The 15,580-nt window shown below is 46.9% G+C and carries 12 protein-coding genes; 7 read left to right on the top strand and 5 right to left on the bottom strand.

Going from position 1 to position 15,580, the window contains the following annotated elements:
* Positions 1 to 19: 19 nt before the first annotated feature.
* A complete protein-coding gene (locus KE626_RS33960; RefSeq protein WP_211977542.1) occupies positions 20 to 328 on the bottom strand; it encodes a hypothetical protein in 309 nt (102 codons plus the stop codon).
* 144 nt (positions 329 to 472) lie between these two features.
* Positions 473 to 1,696: a DUF6807 domain-containing protein gene (locus KE626_RS33955; RefSeq protein ID WP_211977541.1), complete on the bottom strand. Its 1,224-nt coding sequence runs from the start codon at positions 1,694 to 1,696 to the stop codon at positions 473 to 475.
* Between the two features lie 142 nt (positions 1,697 to 1,838).
* Here KE626_RS33955 and KE626_RS33950 point away from each other — a divergent pair, with 142 nt between their 5' ends.
* The 3 genes from KE626_RS33950 to KE626_RS33940 all read left to right on the top strand — a co-directional run bounded on the left by KE626_RS33950 (position 1,839) and on the right by KE626_RS33940 (position 4,406).
* Positions 1,839 to 3,392, top strand: a complete 1,554-nt coding sequence (locus KE626_RS33950) for a C25 family cysteine peptidase (RefSeq protein WP_211977540.1) — start codon at positions 1,839 to 1,841, stop codon at positions 3,390 to 3,392.
* Positions 3,373 to 3,651, top strand: a complete 279-nt coding sequence (locus KE626_RS33945) for a hypothetical protein (RefSeq protein ID WP_211977539.1) — start codon at positions 3,373 to 3,375, stop codon at positions 3,649 to 3,651. Before KE626_RS33950 ends, KE626_RS33945 begins: the two co-directional genes overlap by 20 nt.
* Before the next feature lie 131 nt (positions 3,652 to 3,782).
* Positions 3,783 to 4,406 (top strand): hypothetical protein, encoded by a 624-nt coding sequence (locus KE626_RS33940; RefSeq protein WP_211977538.1) that lies wholly within the window; start codon positions 3,783 to 3,785, stop codon positions 4,404 to 4,406.
* 22 nt (positions 4,407 to 4,428) lie between these two features.
* Here KE626_RS33940 and KE626_RS33935 read toward each other — a convergent pair whose 3' ends face one another.
* The 3 genes from KE626_RS33935 to dnaK all read right to left on the bottom strand — a co-directional run bounded on the left by KE626_RS33935 (position 4,429) and on the right by dnaK (position 10,392).
* Positions 4,429 to 5,442: a dipeptide epimerase gene (locus KE626_RS33935; protein WP_211977537.1), complete on the bottom strand. Its 1,014-nt coding sequence runs from the start codon at positions 5,440 to 5,442 to the stop codon at positions 4,429 to 4,431.
* A gap of 190 nt (positions 5,443 to 5,632) precedes the next feature.
* The gene (locus tag KE626_RS33930; protein ID WP_211977536.1) at positions 5,633 to 8,257 is read right to left on the bottom strand and encodes a 4-alpha-glucanotransferase; all 2,625 of its coding nucleotides are present in this window, start codon (positions 8,255 to 8,257) and stop codon (positions 5,633 to 5,635) included.
* A 227-nt stretch (positions 8,258 to 8,484) separates the two neighbouring features.
* Positions 8,485 to 10,392 (bottom strand): molecular chaperone DnaK, encoded by a 1,908-nt coding sequence (gene dnaK / locus KE626_RS33925; protein WP_211977535.1) that lies wholly within the window; start codon positions 10,390 to 10,392, stop codon positions 8,485 to 8,487.
* Positions 10,393 to 10,673: 281 nt separating this feature from the next.
* On the opposite strand from dnaK, the gene KE626_RS33920 reads away from it, so the two are divergent.
* The 4 genes from KE626_RS33920 to argS all read left to right on the top strand — a co-directional run bounded on the left by KE626_RS33920 (position 10,674) and on the right by argS (position 15,551).
* Positions 10,674 to 12,044, top strand: coding sequence for an OmpA family protein (locus tag KE626_RS33920; protein WP_211977534.1), 1,371 nt, complete (start codon positions 10,674 to 10,676; stop codon positions 12,042 to 12,044).
* A 221-nt stretch (positions 12,045 to 12,265) separates the two neighbouring features.
* Complete coding sequence (locus KE626_RS33915) at positions 12,266 to 12,751, top strand: GNAT family N-acetyltransferase (RefSeq protein WP_211977533.1); 486 nt, start codon at positions 12,266 to 12,268, stop codon at positions 12,749 to 12,751.
* 84 nt (positions 12,752 to 12,835) lie between these two features.
* Positions 12,836 to 13,435, top strand: a complete 600-nt coding sequence (locus tag KE626_RS33910) for a porin family protein (protein ID WP_211977532.1) — start codon at positions 12,836 to 12,838, stop codon at positions 13,433 to 13,435.
* Positions 13,436 to 13,622: 187 nt separating this feature from the next.
* Complete coding sequence (gene argS / locus KE626_RS33905) at positions 13,623 to 15,551, top strand: arginine--tRNA ligase (protein WP_211977531.1); 1,929 nt, start codon at positions 13,623 to 13,625, stop codon at positions 15,549 to 15,551.
* Positions 15,552 to 15,580: the final 29 nt, after the last annotated feature.

Raw genomic sequence — 15,580 nt, 5'->3', positions numbered from 1 at the left:
ATTTTTGGAAGGATATAGTTTACCGTGATCTGAGTTTACTGAAATTGCTGATGGCCAGGTAGAAGCCGGCAACTGCCACCAGGGCATAGGCGGCGATAAGTGCCCAGATGCTTTCCCCGGTAACTTTATAGATGAGCATTTCAATTTTGGTAATGCTGATACTGTCGTTGCCGGGACTATGAAATTGCTGGTAACGGTAAAAGATCAGCACAATTCCTGCAATGCCGAGCAGCAGACCAACAATTACCCCTCCCCACGAAGGTGCATCGTCATCGTCGTCCTGTTTGTTCACTTCTTCCCTGATGTTGGGATCATTTAAATTGTTCATTAAGATGATGGTTAAGGGTTATATATTAAAAACAGGGTATATCCGCGCTGCTGATCAGTCAGGTTTCTCCGAGGTTAACCGAATTGAAACCGAATCATTCACAGAGCTAAAATAAACGAAAAAGCGATAAACCACAAAATGCAATTAGATCACGCGAACTTCCGGCGGGTGTGCGTACTCCTGCCAGGCAGCCTCCGCTTCCTCGTTTATAATATCATCGTTATATACCATCACCCTGTATTTCAGCTGGTAGCGGGCGCCCGGGTACAGTTGCCATGGTTTCATACGGGTGGGTGTATAGTTAAACATCAGTTCACCGCCCTCCATATTTTCCGGCCATACCCGCAGGGGTTCCGGTGAGTCAAAATTATCAGGATAGTTCATGATCAGCATTCCTGCCTTTCCATGGGTAGTAGTACCGGATATTTTCACCCAGCGGGCGCGGGTGCTGTCGGCATCTTTACGGGTTTTGCCTTCAGAAGTAATTACCTGGCTGGTTTGGGCAGTGAAAGCTGCGGTGGTTCTGAGTCCGAAACCGCCGCCATAACGGTATTGCAGCAGGGTGATGCCATTAGGGGTGGTGGCTGCAAAGGTGGTGGTAAAATCCCATTGACGGCGGGCGCCCTCATTAGTGGCCGGGTAGGCCTGTATCAACCAGGTTTCCCGGATAGCTGTCTTCTCCGTTCCATCCTTCAGAAAGGCGACATGATCCTGCCCGGCGCTGAAGCCGCACCATACGTTACCCGACAGGGTTTCCAGGTTGCCGTTAAACCGCACCTTCCCTTCTTTTTTCTGCACGTTCCAGAAATCTGTTTCCCTGCCTTCAAACAGGGTATGGGTCCATGGATTCCAGACACCCATATGATGAAGATGTCCGGCATTGGGGAAGATGTTGGTAAGCACCACGCCATTAGGCGCCCAGAGCGGATGAATAAATGCGCTGCGGCTGTACACCGTATCTGCGCCGGAAGGAGCTGCTACGGTTTTAAAATTATATTGCAGGATAGGGTCGTTATGCTCTTCCAATACCAGGGAGCCGTTGTGCAGGGCTGTTTTCATACGGGGATTGGTAACCGGTACTCCTTTCTTCAGTTCGTAGGTCCGTTCAGCACCAGCGGGCGTATTTCCCGACAGGATCCAGCATAGCTGTCCTTTGTAAACATTAACGGCAACGGGTATACGTTTTCCGCCAGTGATTTCTTCCAGGCTGACGGGGGCATTGCCTGCCGACGGCGGTAATGCCGTATATACGATACTGTTATGCCTGGGGAATGTTCCCGATTTTACTACAAAGCCGGCTATTGCCTGTGCAAAGGAATGACATGCAGTTAACAGCAGGAAGACAGATAACAGGTGGAATTTTCTCATAACCGGGTACATAGATTTACAGAAAAATACGGTTTACTTTTTCACTATGCAAATAAGCTGCGTAATGGAATGATAATATTGTTTCAGCATGGGTAGCTTATTATCTTTTAATTCAATATTTTTGAACGCTAATCAGGATACTATGGCATCCCCCAATATCAATATGCTGACGACAAAACTCATAATAACCAATAAAACCGCCCTTCAAAAAAAATATGGCGATGCACACCAGCAGATACTGGATGACCTGGATGCATTGCTGGCATATGATAACAACCGTCACCTGGACGCACATATTATTTTCCTGGATGACGCTGCGCAGATGCAGGCCTGTCAGGCCACTGCGGTAACTGATGCAACAGATGACGGGCAAAATAAAAAAGCGATCGATGAGCTGTACCGGTTCTTTTCGCCGGGCTATATCATGTTGCTTGGCGCCCAGGACATTATCCCCTTTCAGCGTTTGAAAAACCTGTTACCGGGAGATAATGATCCGGACAGTAATATTCCCAGTGATCTGCCTTATGCGTGTGACACGCCCTATGATACTGATCCGGGGAAATTTATTTCACCTACGCGTGTGGTGGGCCGGCTGCCCGATATTCCGGGGGTGGCGGATGCCGGCTATCTGCATACCCTGATTGCCAATATCATTGCTGCGGCGCCGGCAAAACAGGGAGATTACCTCCCCTATTTCTCGCTCAGCACTTTTGACTGGCAAAACTCAACACAGAACAGTCTGCAGAATATTTTTGGCAACCATAGCAGCCTGCTGGTATTCCCGGGAGATGACACCCTTACCGGTACCAACTGGACTGCGGACCAATTGCAGGCCAAAACGCATTTCATTAACTGTCATGGCGCTATTTACAACCCCGCCTATTACGGGCAGAAAGCCGCTGATTTCCCAATGGCGCTGAGATCGGATGTACTGAAAGACAAGATCACTCACGGCACCATTGTAGCGGCAGAATGCTGCTATGGCGGACAGCTCTTTGATCCGCAGAAAAACAGTGCAAAAAGAATCAGTATGGCCAATAGCTACCTGCTCAATCATGCGCTGGCTTTTGTGGGCGCCTCCAACATCGCCTATGGTCCGCCCACCGGGCAGGGACTGGCCGATTTACTCACACAATATTTTGTCATCAACGTATTGAACGGCGCTTCTACCGGCAGGGCCTTACTGGAAGCCAGGCAACGGTTTCTAAATGAAATGGGCCCCACATTGGATCCCTATGAACTGAAAACAGCAGCGCAGTTCTACCTGCTGGGAGATCCCTCCTGGCAACCGGTGATCAACAACAGAGATCCCAGCACCACGGGCACGGAACAAACTTTTGTAAACACCTTGCAAAATCGCCGGGATAACCTGGAAGCCAGGGGCAAAATGCTGGACGATTTCATCGCCGTACCGCAGCCATCTGACGGTTCTCATGCTACAGACCCCGCGCTGCACACGGCTATGCATCGCCTGCTGGATGAAAAAAACTTTGTAAAGGAAAGGGACCCGAAGGTATTTGTAAACAGGAAAAATAACCAGGCCGGCAAAGAAGATGTAAGCGGTTCCATGCCATCTGTAAAATTTCATGTATTTTCGGAATCTGCCACCACCGGGGAAATTCCTTTAACAAAGGTTATAGTGGTGAAAGAGAAAAACAATCAAATACTGGGGTATCGTGAATATGTCAGCAGATAAAACCAACAGGGATCAAAACAGTCCCTTTATTACGCTTACCGGGCGCCTCGTGTTGCGTACCTTTGGCAAACATAGCAAAAGTGAACACCTCGGCGTATTCCTGGTAACCGACCAGGGCGACTACCTGATACGGCCCGCCGGCGCCAATCCCTTTATGCAAAATCCATTGATGCCGCTGGCAGGTAAAACAATTGTTGCTACCGGCTGTATTGAGGACTATGTTTTCCTGGCGCAAACCTGGAAGGAAGAAGAAGCATAGCCATCCCGCGCCCGAATAAACCCTTTACATCAGCAAATAAGAATCTTTACGGTATATGTTTTTTTATTAATTTGGCGTGCCGCCGCTTTCCGTTGAATGTTACAGAAATGCGAATGGCCAAATGTTTACCTATGAATTTAGCTGCGTTTATTAACCACCTTGTACGCGAAGGACAAGTAGCTGTAGTTGATCAATTGATTCCTTTTACACCGCAGGAATTATCGGAGACCCAAACGATACTGGAGACTTACTATAAGAGTGATATACTGGAAATGCCCGGTACCGCCCCTTCATTTGATGCGGAAGCCGCCTTATGGTCGGCGCAGTATATATACCGGATAGTGCAACTGACTATGGGCAGGGATATCGGGGCAGCGGACTTGTCAGCCTGGCTGGCGCCTTATCCGTTTGCCGTTACAGCAGCAGGGATTTACAGTGCGGATCTATGCTTACGTTATCTGCCGGATCTGCTTAGTCTGAGTAAAGGCCTCGCGCCGGATGATCCCCTTGTGCAGGAGATCAGGGAAACAGCTATGCAATGGCCCTTTTCTTCTACCGGCATGAACCTGCCGGCCCGCGGCAATATCACGACTATTACAGCTTCGGCATCACTCCTGCAGGCATATGCCGACAGAATTATTGCCACCCGTGATATCAACAGGTGCAATAGCATTGCGATACAAAACACCGTTACCGCCTCGCTGGGCAATTATGCCTGTGTGCTGTGGCCGGATTATAAAAATATTGACGAATAAAGCGCATAAGGGAAGGGAGGGATCAACGAAATAATTCCGCACCTGTACCAGGCCGGTTAGCGTAAATAATACGACCATCTTCTATTTTAATCCCGGTGGAGGTGTCTTCTGCCAATAACAGCGGACCATCCATATCCACGTAATCAAGCAGTGGCAGCAGATGCGCCACCGCAGAGGTACCCACCGTGCTTTCGTTCATGCTGCCGGTCATCACTTTCATACCTGCCTGCTTTGCTGCGGCAATCATACGTAACGCGGGCGTAATGCCACCGCATTTGGTAAGCTTGATGTTGATCCCATGAAAATAGCCCCGGCATTGCGCTACGTCCTCTTCTACAATACAACTTTCATCGGCAATAACTGGCAATGCTACCTTTTCGTATACCCGTTTCATGCCTTCTTTGTCGTTGGCAGGCATGGGTTGTTCGATAAACTCCACTCCCAGTTCTTTTAATGCTATAGCATTATGCAAAGTTTCCTCTACTCCCCAGGCACAGTTGGCATCTACCCTGAAAACGGCGTCTGTATGCTTTCTCAGTTCAGTGATAATGGCAATATCTTCTTTGGTACCTAATTTAATTTTGTAGATAGGCCAGGGAAATTCCTGCAGTTTCCGCACCATATTTTCTATGGTATCTATACCTATGGTATAGTCTGTAAGCGGGTTATGGGAAGTATCCAGTCCCCATACCCTGTACAACGGTTGCTGCTGTTGTTTGGCGTAAAGATCCCATGCGGCAATATCAAGCGCGCAAAGCGCAAACATATTTCCCTGCAGCAGCGGGTACATATCCTGCCAGAAAGCGGCTGGTGTTGTTAGCTGATAATTTTCTATAAACGGTCGGTGGGCTTCAATGGCTTCGATGAGATGGGGCACCGTTATATTGTAGTAGGAATTATCGGCAGTTTCTCCAAGACCGCTGTATCCATCCTGCTCCAGCCTGGCTACCAGTAAGGGTTGTACATCTTTCGATTTACGCGAAATCGTGAAGGTGTATCTGAATTTCAGTTCAAAAGGATAAAGGGTGAGCTTCATACAATGAAAATACTATGTTTTTCACAGGATTTTTGTCTTTCCCAGGATTAAACTGATTTTGATGATTTACAGGATTTTTCTTTTTAGATTATTAAGATTAATAAAGATGTGAGTAGATACTGGTCCGCTGTTATTCTCCTAATCTTTTTAAATCTTAAAAAATAAAATCCTGTAAATCATCAAAATCAGTTTAATCCTGGGAAAGACAAAAATCCGCAGGAACCCGGTAGCGCCAATAATGCGATGCTACTGCGGGGATATTGATTCTTTCTGCATCCGGATGGCCTGAGGCCCGGCCTTCCGCAGCGAGGAGGTCCTGTATCTGGAAAATACGCCACATAGCCGGCGCCTTCATATGCCTGGCAATGATTTCCCGGATGAGGGCAGGGCTGGCGGTTGCAGGAACGGGGCCTTTGTGGTGCAGCTCCTGGTGATAGTATTTTTGGGTGAGATGGCGGTCTTCCTGCCACCACCCTCTCAGCGTGCTCATATCGTGGGTAGAGGGAGTTAGTACAGCCAGGTAGGGTGCTTTTGAAATATCGGTAAAGGTGGTACCGGTTGTTTTAGGCATACGTTCTATTTCCAGGCTCAATATGCCCTGCGACTGCATTACGCTGGGTACGCAATCGGGCACCATGCCCAGGTCTTCCCCGCAGATCAGCATATGGGTAGCTCTTTTGATCAGGGGAAGTTTGTGCATGGCCTCCTTACGCCAGCAGCTTTCCTGTCGTACGTAGAAATAATCATGATACAAGGCCGCCAGGTTTTCCCTGCTGTTTTTGTCCAGTGCCGCAAATGAGCGGGTGGTGGCCATATCATAACGGGGATGGTACAACGTTCTGTTACGGTCTGTTACTTTTATAAGCAATACATCTGCAATCAATGTATAAAGCGTTGTTTTTACCGCCTCAGGCAAGATCGATTCCAGTACTTTACGCTGTGTATTAAATTCCTGGAGCAGCTGATAACGCCCACCGGCAATGGGTTTCATCAATTGTTCTTTCATCATGCCGGCATAGTTACCAAATAGTTCTTCCAGGATACTGTTGGTAATATAGGGCTGGCAGAAACGGTCTTCATCAAAATCAATACCCCGTTGCAGCATCTCTTCCCTGCTAACGGCAACGGCTGGATGAAAATATCCCATTAATCCCTGTACGGCATGTCTGGGTATTTGCCAGATGCGGAAGAAACCGAGAATATGATCGATCCGGAAGGCATCGAAATAGGCGGACATGTGGCGGAGGCGCTGCTGCCACCACCCGAGGCCACCGGCGGCCATTTGTTTCCAGTTATAAGTGGGGAAACCCCAGTTTTGCCCGGCCGTGGTAAAACCATCTGGTGGCGCACCTGCCTGCATATCGGGATAATATCCTTCAGGATGCATCCAGGTATCCGCGCTGTGCAGGGCTACACCGATGGGAATATCACCTTTGAGGGCAACGCCTTGCTGATGCACGGCCTCAGTAGCTGCCGCCAGTTGCCGGTGGAGATGGTATTGTACAAAAAAATGGTAATGTGCAGCTGCTTTGGCATCTGTATCTGTTGCTACAAGCCGGGTAATATCCGCGCAGTCGTATACGTTATGAGCAGGCCACTGGTTAAAATCACCGGTATGATATTTATCGCGCAGATAGCAGTATGCGGCATATGGCAGGAGCCAGTATTCGTTGGCAGCAAACCAATGCCGGTAATCGCGTGTTTGCAGCTGATCCCCCTGATCCCCTGCGGTTTCGTACAATGCCCGGAGATAGGCTAATTTAAAAGACATCACCGTTTCGTAATCCAGCGATTCCATTTCGTTGAGCCATTGCCGTAAGCGGGTGAATTGCCGTTGCAATGGATGCTTATCTGGCAGTGTGCCTACTTCCTGTAAACGGATATACAGCGGGTGCAATGCAAAGGAGGAAATAGCGGCATAAGGATAGGAGTCTTTCCAGGTACGGGTTTGAATGGTATCATTCACGGGCAGCAGTTGTATAAGCTGCAGCCCTTTTTGCTGTGCCCATTGCGCCAGTTGCGGCAGGTCGGCGAATTCGCCGGTGCCAAATCCTTCTTTACTCCGCAGGCTGAATACGGGCACCGCCACCCCCGCGCCTTTCCAGGGCTTATAATCTATCCGCAGAAAACCGTCATGCAATACTACCTGCCGGCCATTTACCGCGATGGTATGCAGCTCCCGGTTATCACCATTTTCATACTGTATAAACTGTTGTGCAGTGGTATCATAGATCCCGTACTTGTAAAGCAGTGGCGTCGTAACTCCGGAAAGATCCAGTGCAACGGAAAACCAGCCCCGGGCATCGTATTGCAGCAATAATGGCTGCCGGATATTCCAGTTACCGGTTTGTGTGGTGTTACCCAGTAAACAGATGGTTTTGTGGCTGTCTAACAATGGCGCCTGCACGCGGAAGATATGCGTGGCGGTAGATAAGCCAGCGAGGACTTCCGGAGGGCGCTGAAAAAAAACGCGGCAAAACGGAGCGGTAAGCCAGGCATTCTCCGGGCGGGCAGCATCATTCCAGGCATCAATAAAAACCATTTCGGAATGCGGCCCCGGTGTAAATGTAAATTCACGCACCGCCCCTTCATACACTACTTCTTCCAGTTCTTTTATAATATACTGGTATCGCAGTGGTATTGTTTCTCCCGGGGCCAGTTGAATATCTGTATACCACCAATCGTTGTTCAACCATTGCATGCGATGGGCATGCGCCGGCACATCATTACCCAATGCAGGTAAATTACCCAACAGGTAAATATGCTGTCCGTAACGGGTGTGGTAACGGAGATAAAAGCGTAATCTATAGTTCATTGGATCCCGGCTATGCCAAAGCAAAGTAAGAAAAATTGCTTGTCTTACTCAGGATTAAACTGATTACGATGATGGTGATGATTTTTCCAACCTTTACTTGTGATCCCCAATGACAAAAAAATTGGCGAAAATAAAACAGCTAATGCCTGTTTCATCTTCGCCAATTATATATTTCAAATCCGGGTAATCATCTTAATCAGTTTAATCCTGAGTAAGACAAACTACGTTTATTTTACTTCTTCAAATTCAGCATCTGTTACGCCATCGTTAGCCGCATTAGGTTCGCCCTGTTGCTGGCCGCCGTTAGGCTGTGCAGCACCTTCCGGTTGACCCTGAGAAGCTTTGTACAGCTCTTCAGAAGCAGCAGTCCATGCAGCTTCCAGTTCAGCAGTAGCTGTATCCAGCTGTGCACCGTCCTGGGATTTGTGCGCTTCTTTCAGTTTATTCAACGCTGTTTCGATGGTTGCTTTTTTGTCAGCAGGCAGTTTATCACCGTATTCCTTGATCTGTTTTTCAGTCTGGAAGATCAGGCTGTCTGCTTTATTCAGCTTTTCGATCTGTTCGCGTTGTTCTTTATCGGCAGATTCGTTGGCTTTTGCTTCAGCTTTCATCTTTTCGATTTCGTCCTTGCTCAAACCGCTACCAGCTTCAATCTTGATATTCTGTGTTTTACCGGTGCCTTTATCTTTTGCAGTTACGTGCAGGATACCGTTAGCATCGATATCGAAGGTTACTTCGATCTGGGGAACGCCACGCGGAGCCGGAGGAATATCACCTAAGATAAAGCGGCCCAGTGTTCTGTTCTGGCTGGCCATTGGTCTTTCACCCTGCAATACATGGATTTCCACGCTAGGCTGGCTATCTGCTGCGGTAGAGAAAGTTTCTGATTTCTTCGTAGGAATGGTGGTATTGGATTCGATCAGTTTGGTCATTACACCGCCCATTGTTTCGATACCCAGTGACAGCGGAGTAACGTCCAGTAATAGTACGTCTTTTACTTCACCTGTCAGTACACCACCCTGGATAGCAGCACCTACCGCTACTACTTCATCCGGGTTAACACCTTTATTAGGTTTTTTACCGAAGAATTTCTCAACAACTTCCTGGATTTTAGGAATACGGGTAGAACCACCTACCAGTATTATTTCATCAATTTCAGAAGTGTTCATACCGGCGTCTTTCAGCGCTTTACGGCAAGGCTCCAGTGTTCTTTCCACCAGGCTATCGCTCAGCTGCTCAAATTTCGCACGGGTTAATTTTTTCACTAAGTGTTTAGGAACACCATCCACCGCAGTGATATAAGGAAGATTGATTTCAGTTTCCTGGGAAGACGACAATTCAATCTTTGCTTTTTCAGCAGCTTCTTTCAAACGCTGCCATGACATTGGATCTTTGTGTAAATCTACTGCTTCATCTTTTTTGAATTCGTCTGCCAGCCAGTCCATGATTACTTTATCGAAGTCGTCACCACCTAAGTGAGTATCACCATTGGTAGATTTTACTTCAAATACACCGTCACCTAATTCCAGGATAGAGATATCGAAGGTACCACCACCGAGGTCAAATACAGCGATTTTGCTGTCATGGTGCTTTTTGTCCATACCATAAGCCAGTGCAGCAGCGGTAGGCTCATTGATAATACGACGTACGGTTAAACCAGCGATTTCACCGGCTTCCTTGGTAGCCTGGCGCTGAGCATCGTTAAAGTAGGCAGGTACAGTGATAACTGCTTCTGTTACTTCCTGACCCAGGTAGTCTTCCGCTGTTTTCTTCATTTTCTGCAGGATCATTGCTGAAATCTCCTGCGGCGTATATAATCTGCCGTCTATATCGATACGGGTAGTGTTGTTATCTCCTTTTACCACTTTGTACGTAACGTGACTCACTTCGCTGGCTACTTCGTCAAAATGACGGCCCATAAAACGCTTCACTGACATAATGGTATTAACGGGGTTGGTAATAGCCTGACGCTTCGCAGGGTCACCTACTTTCCTTTCTCCGTTCTTTAAAAAAGCCACTACAGATGGGGTTGTTCTCCTGCCCTCATCATTGGCAATCACTACCGGTTCGTTACCTTCCATTACGGCAACGCATGAATTGGTAGTTCCTAAGTCAATGCCTATTATTTTTCCCATAGTATTAAAGATTATCCTTTAGTTGTAAGTATGTTTTCGTGTTTGTCGTTGGTTTGTCAATGATTATGCCAAGCAAAAAAATATGAAATTATGTCAGTCAGGTGCCCTATATTTGATCTAAGTATTTAGTTATTAAGCCTGTCAGCCATTTTTTTTAGCGACCCTTGTAGCTAAATAACCCAGCAGAAGATTGTTTCATGACCTCGCCTTCCGTAAGCTATTTCATTCCTGACCTACCCGTTTATTTATTGTACAACATTGTATAACCTAACGCTTTTCTTATGAACAAATCCATTTTTTGGCGGGCCGCATGCCTGTTGTTAGCAACCGCCCCCATGTTGAGCCAGGCTCAGGATCAACCATCCACCACCTCTGCAACCAGTACTTCTTCCGCGAAGTTGTTCCGCGGAACCAGTGATTACAAAACTTGGTCTATCGGCATTAATGGTGGTATTTTAGCGCCGGTAGCAGCCACCGGTGGCAGTAATGACTTTACCAAATGGAAGGGATCCGCTGGTTATGGCGCCTATGTTAAATACCAGATCCTTCATTTTATGGCTTTACGGGCCGACTATGTAGGCGGTAAATTACAGGCAGATAACAGCAAAAACTGGGGCAATGGCAAGGTCCCGGTGAGCCCCTACAAATCGTATGAAACCAAGCTGCCATGGTCCGCATCATTGAATGCCGTGTTTAATATCACTACGGTCAACTGGCTGTTCCGTGAAAACTTTGTACAGCTCTATGCCTCTGTGGGCGGGGGAATAGCAGGTTATAAGCCTACGCTGGAAGAAAACGACGGTTCCAAATTTGACTATTCAAAAGATAATAAAGCCATTAAAGAACTGATCATCCCGGTAGGCGCAGGACTTAAATTCCGGTTATCGGAATTTGTGAACCTTGACCTGGGATACACGATGAACTTCCTGGATGGTGATAACCTCGACGGCTATCATCATGGCCCCAATAAGGATAAGTATTCCTATGGCTATGCCGGACTGGAGTTTGCACTGGGTAAAAAAGGGAAAAAACAGTTACAGTGGCATAATCCTGCCAAAGAAATGTATGATGAGCTGGAAGCACAAAAAACCACGCTGGCAGCCTCCCTGGATGCTGCCAATCAAAACAATGCCAGGTTGGCCGCCGATGTGGATAAACTGACAAAAGACAGCGATGGGGATGGTGTTTCTGACTTCTTTGACAAATGCCCCGGCACTCCTGCCAATACAAAGGTGGACGGTTCCGGTTGTCCGCTGCCTGTTCCTGTTATAGAAAAGAAAGAGGAGAAAGTAGTTATTACGGAAGAAGATACCCGGATTGTAAAAGAAGCCATTCAGAACCTGGAATTCGACTTTGCCAAAGCGAGCATCAAGCCCCATTCCTTTCCTGCACTGGACAGGGTGGCAGATTTGCTGAAACGTAAGAACCTCAATCTGAAGCTGAGCGGACATACGGACAATGTGGGCAGCAAAACACGTAACCTCGCCCTGTCAAGGGAAAGAGCGGAATCTGTAAAAACGTATCTTGTTGAAAAAGGTGTGAATGCCTCCAAAATTGAGGCTGTAGGCTACGGTATGACCCAGCCGATCGCCAGCAATAAAACCGCTGCAGGCCGGCAAAAGAACAGAAGAGTAGAGTTTACCATATTCTAGTCCTGCCGGGGATTTTTTTCTTGCCCAGGATTAGGCTGATTTTGCTGATTTTAATGATTTTCTTTTTTTTGATTTTAAAAGATTAGGGAAGATATAAGCGAAATTTGCTTACGTCTTCCCTAATCTTTTAAAATCAAATTATAATCACAATAAAAAATCATTAAAATCAGCAAAATCAGCCTAATCCTGGGCAAGAAAAAAAAAATCCCTATTTTCATTTTATGGAACCCGTAACAATAAGAACGATCGTAGCATCAGATGACCCGATTATAGCCAACATTGTAAAAACTACCCTCACAGAATTCGGCATGAACAAAGCTGGTACTGCGTTTTCGGACCCTACCACCGATCATTTGTCCGTAGTCTTTGATATACCCCGTGCAATTTACTTTGTAGCAGAAACGGAGGGCCGTGTAATCGGAGGCGCCGGCATACACCCCCTGGATGGCGGGGAAGCGCATGTATGCGAGCTGCAGAAAATGTACCTGCTTCCCGAATCCCGGGGAAAGGGACTGGCAGGGAAACTCATTACCATGTGCCTGGATTTCGCTAAACAAAATGGCTATACGCAGTGCTACCTGGAAACGAGCCCCGAGCTCGCCCGGGCCAGGAAAGTATATGAACAATTCGGTTTCCGCTACCTGACAGGCCCTTTGGGCAACACCGGTCATTTTGGCTGTGACAGCTGGATGCTGAAAGATTTATAGTCTCCCCGCAACCGGGTAGTTTTTCCACTACAGGGCAAAACGGCATATTTATTGTCGACCTGGCCGTACATAAATAAACATATCATGAAAAAACTTATTCTGTCTGGTGTATTAGCTATTGGAACTATGCTGGCAGTACAAGCACAAAACGTAAAATTTGGTATTAAAGGAGGATTAAACCTCGCTAAGCTGACTGATATGGGCGCCCTTCCCTTTGGCGACGCTAAAACGCTGGCTTCTTTTAACGTGGGCGGATTGATCAATATCGGTATCAATAAAACCTGGTCCATACAACCGGAAATACAGTACTCCGGTCAGGGCACCAAATACGATCTGCAGATTATTGGCGGCGTGCATAACAGGGGAACCATCAAAACTGATTATATCAATATCCCGGTAATGGTGCAATATGCTATTGTACCTTCCTTCTTCGTGGAAGCTGGCCCCCAGGTAGGCGCACTGGTGGGAGCCAAATGGAAAACAGGCAGTACTTCCCACGACATCAAGGATAGTATGCAATCGGCAGATTTCGGACTGGGCTTCGGATTTGGTTACAAAACCGATATGGGCCTGGGTATAGGCGGCCGTTACAACTTTGGACTTACCAAGGTTTTTGATACCAGCGATATTAACCAGAACAGCAAGAACTCTGGTGCGCAAATAGATCTGTTTTATATTTTTTAAGCATAACGCTGAAAGGAAAAAGCAAAAAGCTATTGTGCAGGATATATAAGCGAATGATTTTTCGCTTATATATCCTGCACAATAGCTTTTTGCTTTGGGCTTTTTGCCTTAAGCTCAAGGAAATAGCTTTTTGCTTTTTCCTTTCAGCTTTATGCTATCTTTGCCCCTCGCATTAATCATTTTCAGCATGAGTGTTGTACAATCAATCAGAACGGCCGCCGTGGCCGCCCTTAAATCACTTTACGATCAACAGGTAACGGAATCAGATATTGCCATTAATATTACCAAACCTGAATTCGAAGGTGAGTATACCATTGTTGTTTTCTCTTTCACAAAATTCAGCCGCCAAAAACCGGAAGAAACAGCACAGCGCATCGGTGAATACCTGGTTAGCCATAACCCGGAACTGATAGCCCGATTTAATGTAGTAAAAGGATTTCTTAACCTGAGCATCAACGATGCCTACTGGACTAAGTTCCTGCAAACATATTATGGTGATGTAAACATTGGGATACAGCCCGCCAATGGCAAAAGGATCATGGTGGAATATTCATCTCCCAATACCAACAAACCATTGCACCTGGGGCACCTGCGTAACAATTTCCTGGGGTACTCCATTGCTGAGATCATGAAAGCCAACGGCTTTGACGTAGTGAAGGCCAACCTGGTAAATGACCGCGGTATCCATATCTGCAAATCCATGCTGGCATGGCAGCTATTTGCACATGGCGACACCCCGCAGTCCAGCGGCATCAAAGGCGATCACCTGGTGGGTGACTACTACGTGAAATTTGAATCAGTTGTAAAGGAACAGGCCGAACCCATTATAGACCGGGTACTGGAAAATGATTTCGCCGACTTCGATGGCGCCGATGTAGAAAAGATCGGGAAGCTGGTTACCGCTTTGCATAAACCGGAAGTAAAGGAAGACAAGGAAAAAACAGGCAAGATCATGGACGACATCAAAGAGATGTCGCGTAATAAAACAGAGATCATGCAGCAGGCTAAAATCATGCTGCAGCAATGGGAAGCCGGCAACCACGAAGTCAGGGAACTGTGGGCGACCATGAATAGCTGGGTGTACGAAGGGTTTGATCAAACCTACAAACGCCTGGGTATTGATTTTGACAAGATGTACTACGAAAGTGAAACCTACCTGCTGGGTAAAGACCTGGTGGCAGAAGGACTGGAAAAAGGCGTGTTGTTCAGAAAAGAAGACAATTCTGTATGGATAGATCTTACAGCCGACGGTCTTGACCAGAAACTGCTGCTGCGTGGAGATGGCACTTCTGTGTATATGACCCAGGACCTGGGTACGGCGCGTTTGAAGTACCAGGATTACCATATGGATCAGAGTGTGTATGTGGTAGCCGATGAACAAAACTATCACTTTAAGGTACTGCAGCTGATCCTGTCAAAACTGGGAGAACCTTCAGCACCGGGCATCCTGCACCTGAGCTATGGCATGGTGGAACTGCCTCATGGCCGTATGAAAAGCAGGGAAGGCACTGTAGTGGATGCAGATGATATGATCACTGAAATGGTGCAAACCGCGGAAGAAAAAACCAAAGAATCAGGTAAAAACCTGGATGCTTTTTCTGAAGATGAATTGCATGAACTCTACGATACCGTTGGTATGGGTGGTTTGAAGTTCTTCCTGCTGCGGGTAGATCCTAAAAAGAAAATGATCTTTGACCCGAAAGAATCTATTGATCTGCATGGATTTACTGCCACCTTTATCCAGTATGCACACGCGCGTATTAAATCCATTATCAGGGAAGTAGGGCCGGTTGCAGATCTGGCCGGATTTATCTATACAGGCGAATTATTACCACTGGAAAAAGAACTGATTATACTGAATGAACAATTCCCTGGTATCCTGGCAGAGGCTTATCGTGAGCTGAGCCCCTCTGTGATTGCCAGTTATATTTTCCAGCTGGCACAGTTATTCAATTCTTTTTATGGGGAAAAAGTAGATGGGGTTCCCACCTATTCTATTCTCCGCGCTGCTACAGAAGAAAAGAAAAAACTGCGGTTACAGATTATTATGATGACAGCGCACACCATTGCGCAGGGTATGAAATTATTGGGCATAAAGGTACCTGAGCGTATGTAAGCCCATACTGCAATATTGTATAAAAAGAA

Origin of the sequence: Chitinophaga hostae, assembly GCF_018224885.1 — a bacterium.
GTDB lineage: Bacteria > Bacteroidota > Bacteroidia > Chitinophagales > Chitinophagaceae > Chitinophaga > Chitinophaga hostae.
Note: the sequence above shows the minus strand (reverse complement) of the source record. Positions and strands in the feature narration are given on the sequence as shown.

What these genes read in the sequence shown, in the direction of transcription:
- KE626_RS33940 (WP_211977538.1), top strand. Translation starts at nt 3,783, where the DNA reads ATGAATTTAGCTGCGTTTATTAACCACCTTGTACGCGAAGGACAAGTA.
- KE626_RS33955 (WP_211977541.1), bottom strand. Translation starts at nt 1,696, where the DNA reads ATGAGAAAATTCCACCTGTTATCTGTCTTCCTGCTGTTAACTGCATGT.
- KE626_RS33930 (WP_211977536.1), bottom strand. Translation starts at nt 8,257, where the DNA reads ATGAACTATAGATTACGCTTTTATCTCCGTTACCACACCCGTTACGGA.
- argS (WP_211977531.1), top strand. Translation starts at nt 13,623, where the DNA reads ATGAGTGTTGTACAATCAATCAGAACGGCCGCCGTGGCCGCCCTTAAA.
- KE626_RS33960 (WP_211977542.1), bottom strand. Translation starts at nt 328, where the DNA reads ATGAACAATTTAAATGATCCCAACATCAGGGAAGAAGTGAACAAACAG.
- KE626_RS33920 (WP_211977534.1), top strand. Translation starts at nt 10,674, where the DNA reads ATGAACAAATCCATTTTTTGGCGGGCCGCATGCCTGTTGTTAGCAACC.
- KE626_RS33935 (WP_211977537.1), bottom strand. Translation starts at nt 5,442, where the DNA reads ATGAAGCTCACCCTTTATCCTTTTGAACTGAAATTCAGATACACCTTC.
- KE626_RS33910 (WP_211977532.1), top strand. Translation starts at nt 12,836, where the DNA reads ATGAAAAAACTTATTCTGTCTGGTGTATTAGCTATTGGAACTATGCTG.
- KE626_RS33915 (WP_211977533.1), top strand. Translation starts at nt 12,266, where the DNA reads ATGGAACCCGTAACAATAAGAACGATCGTAGCATCAGATGACCCGATT.
- KE626_RS33950 (WP_211977540.1), top strand. Translation starts at nt 1,839, where the DNA reads ATGGCATCCCCCAATATCAATATGCTGACGACAAAACTCATAATAACC.
- dnaK (WP_211977535.1), bottom strand. Translation starts at nt 10,392, where the DNA reads ATGGGAAAAATAATAGGCATTGACTTAGGAACTACCAATTCATGCGTT.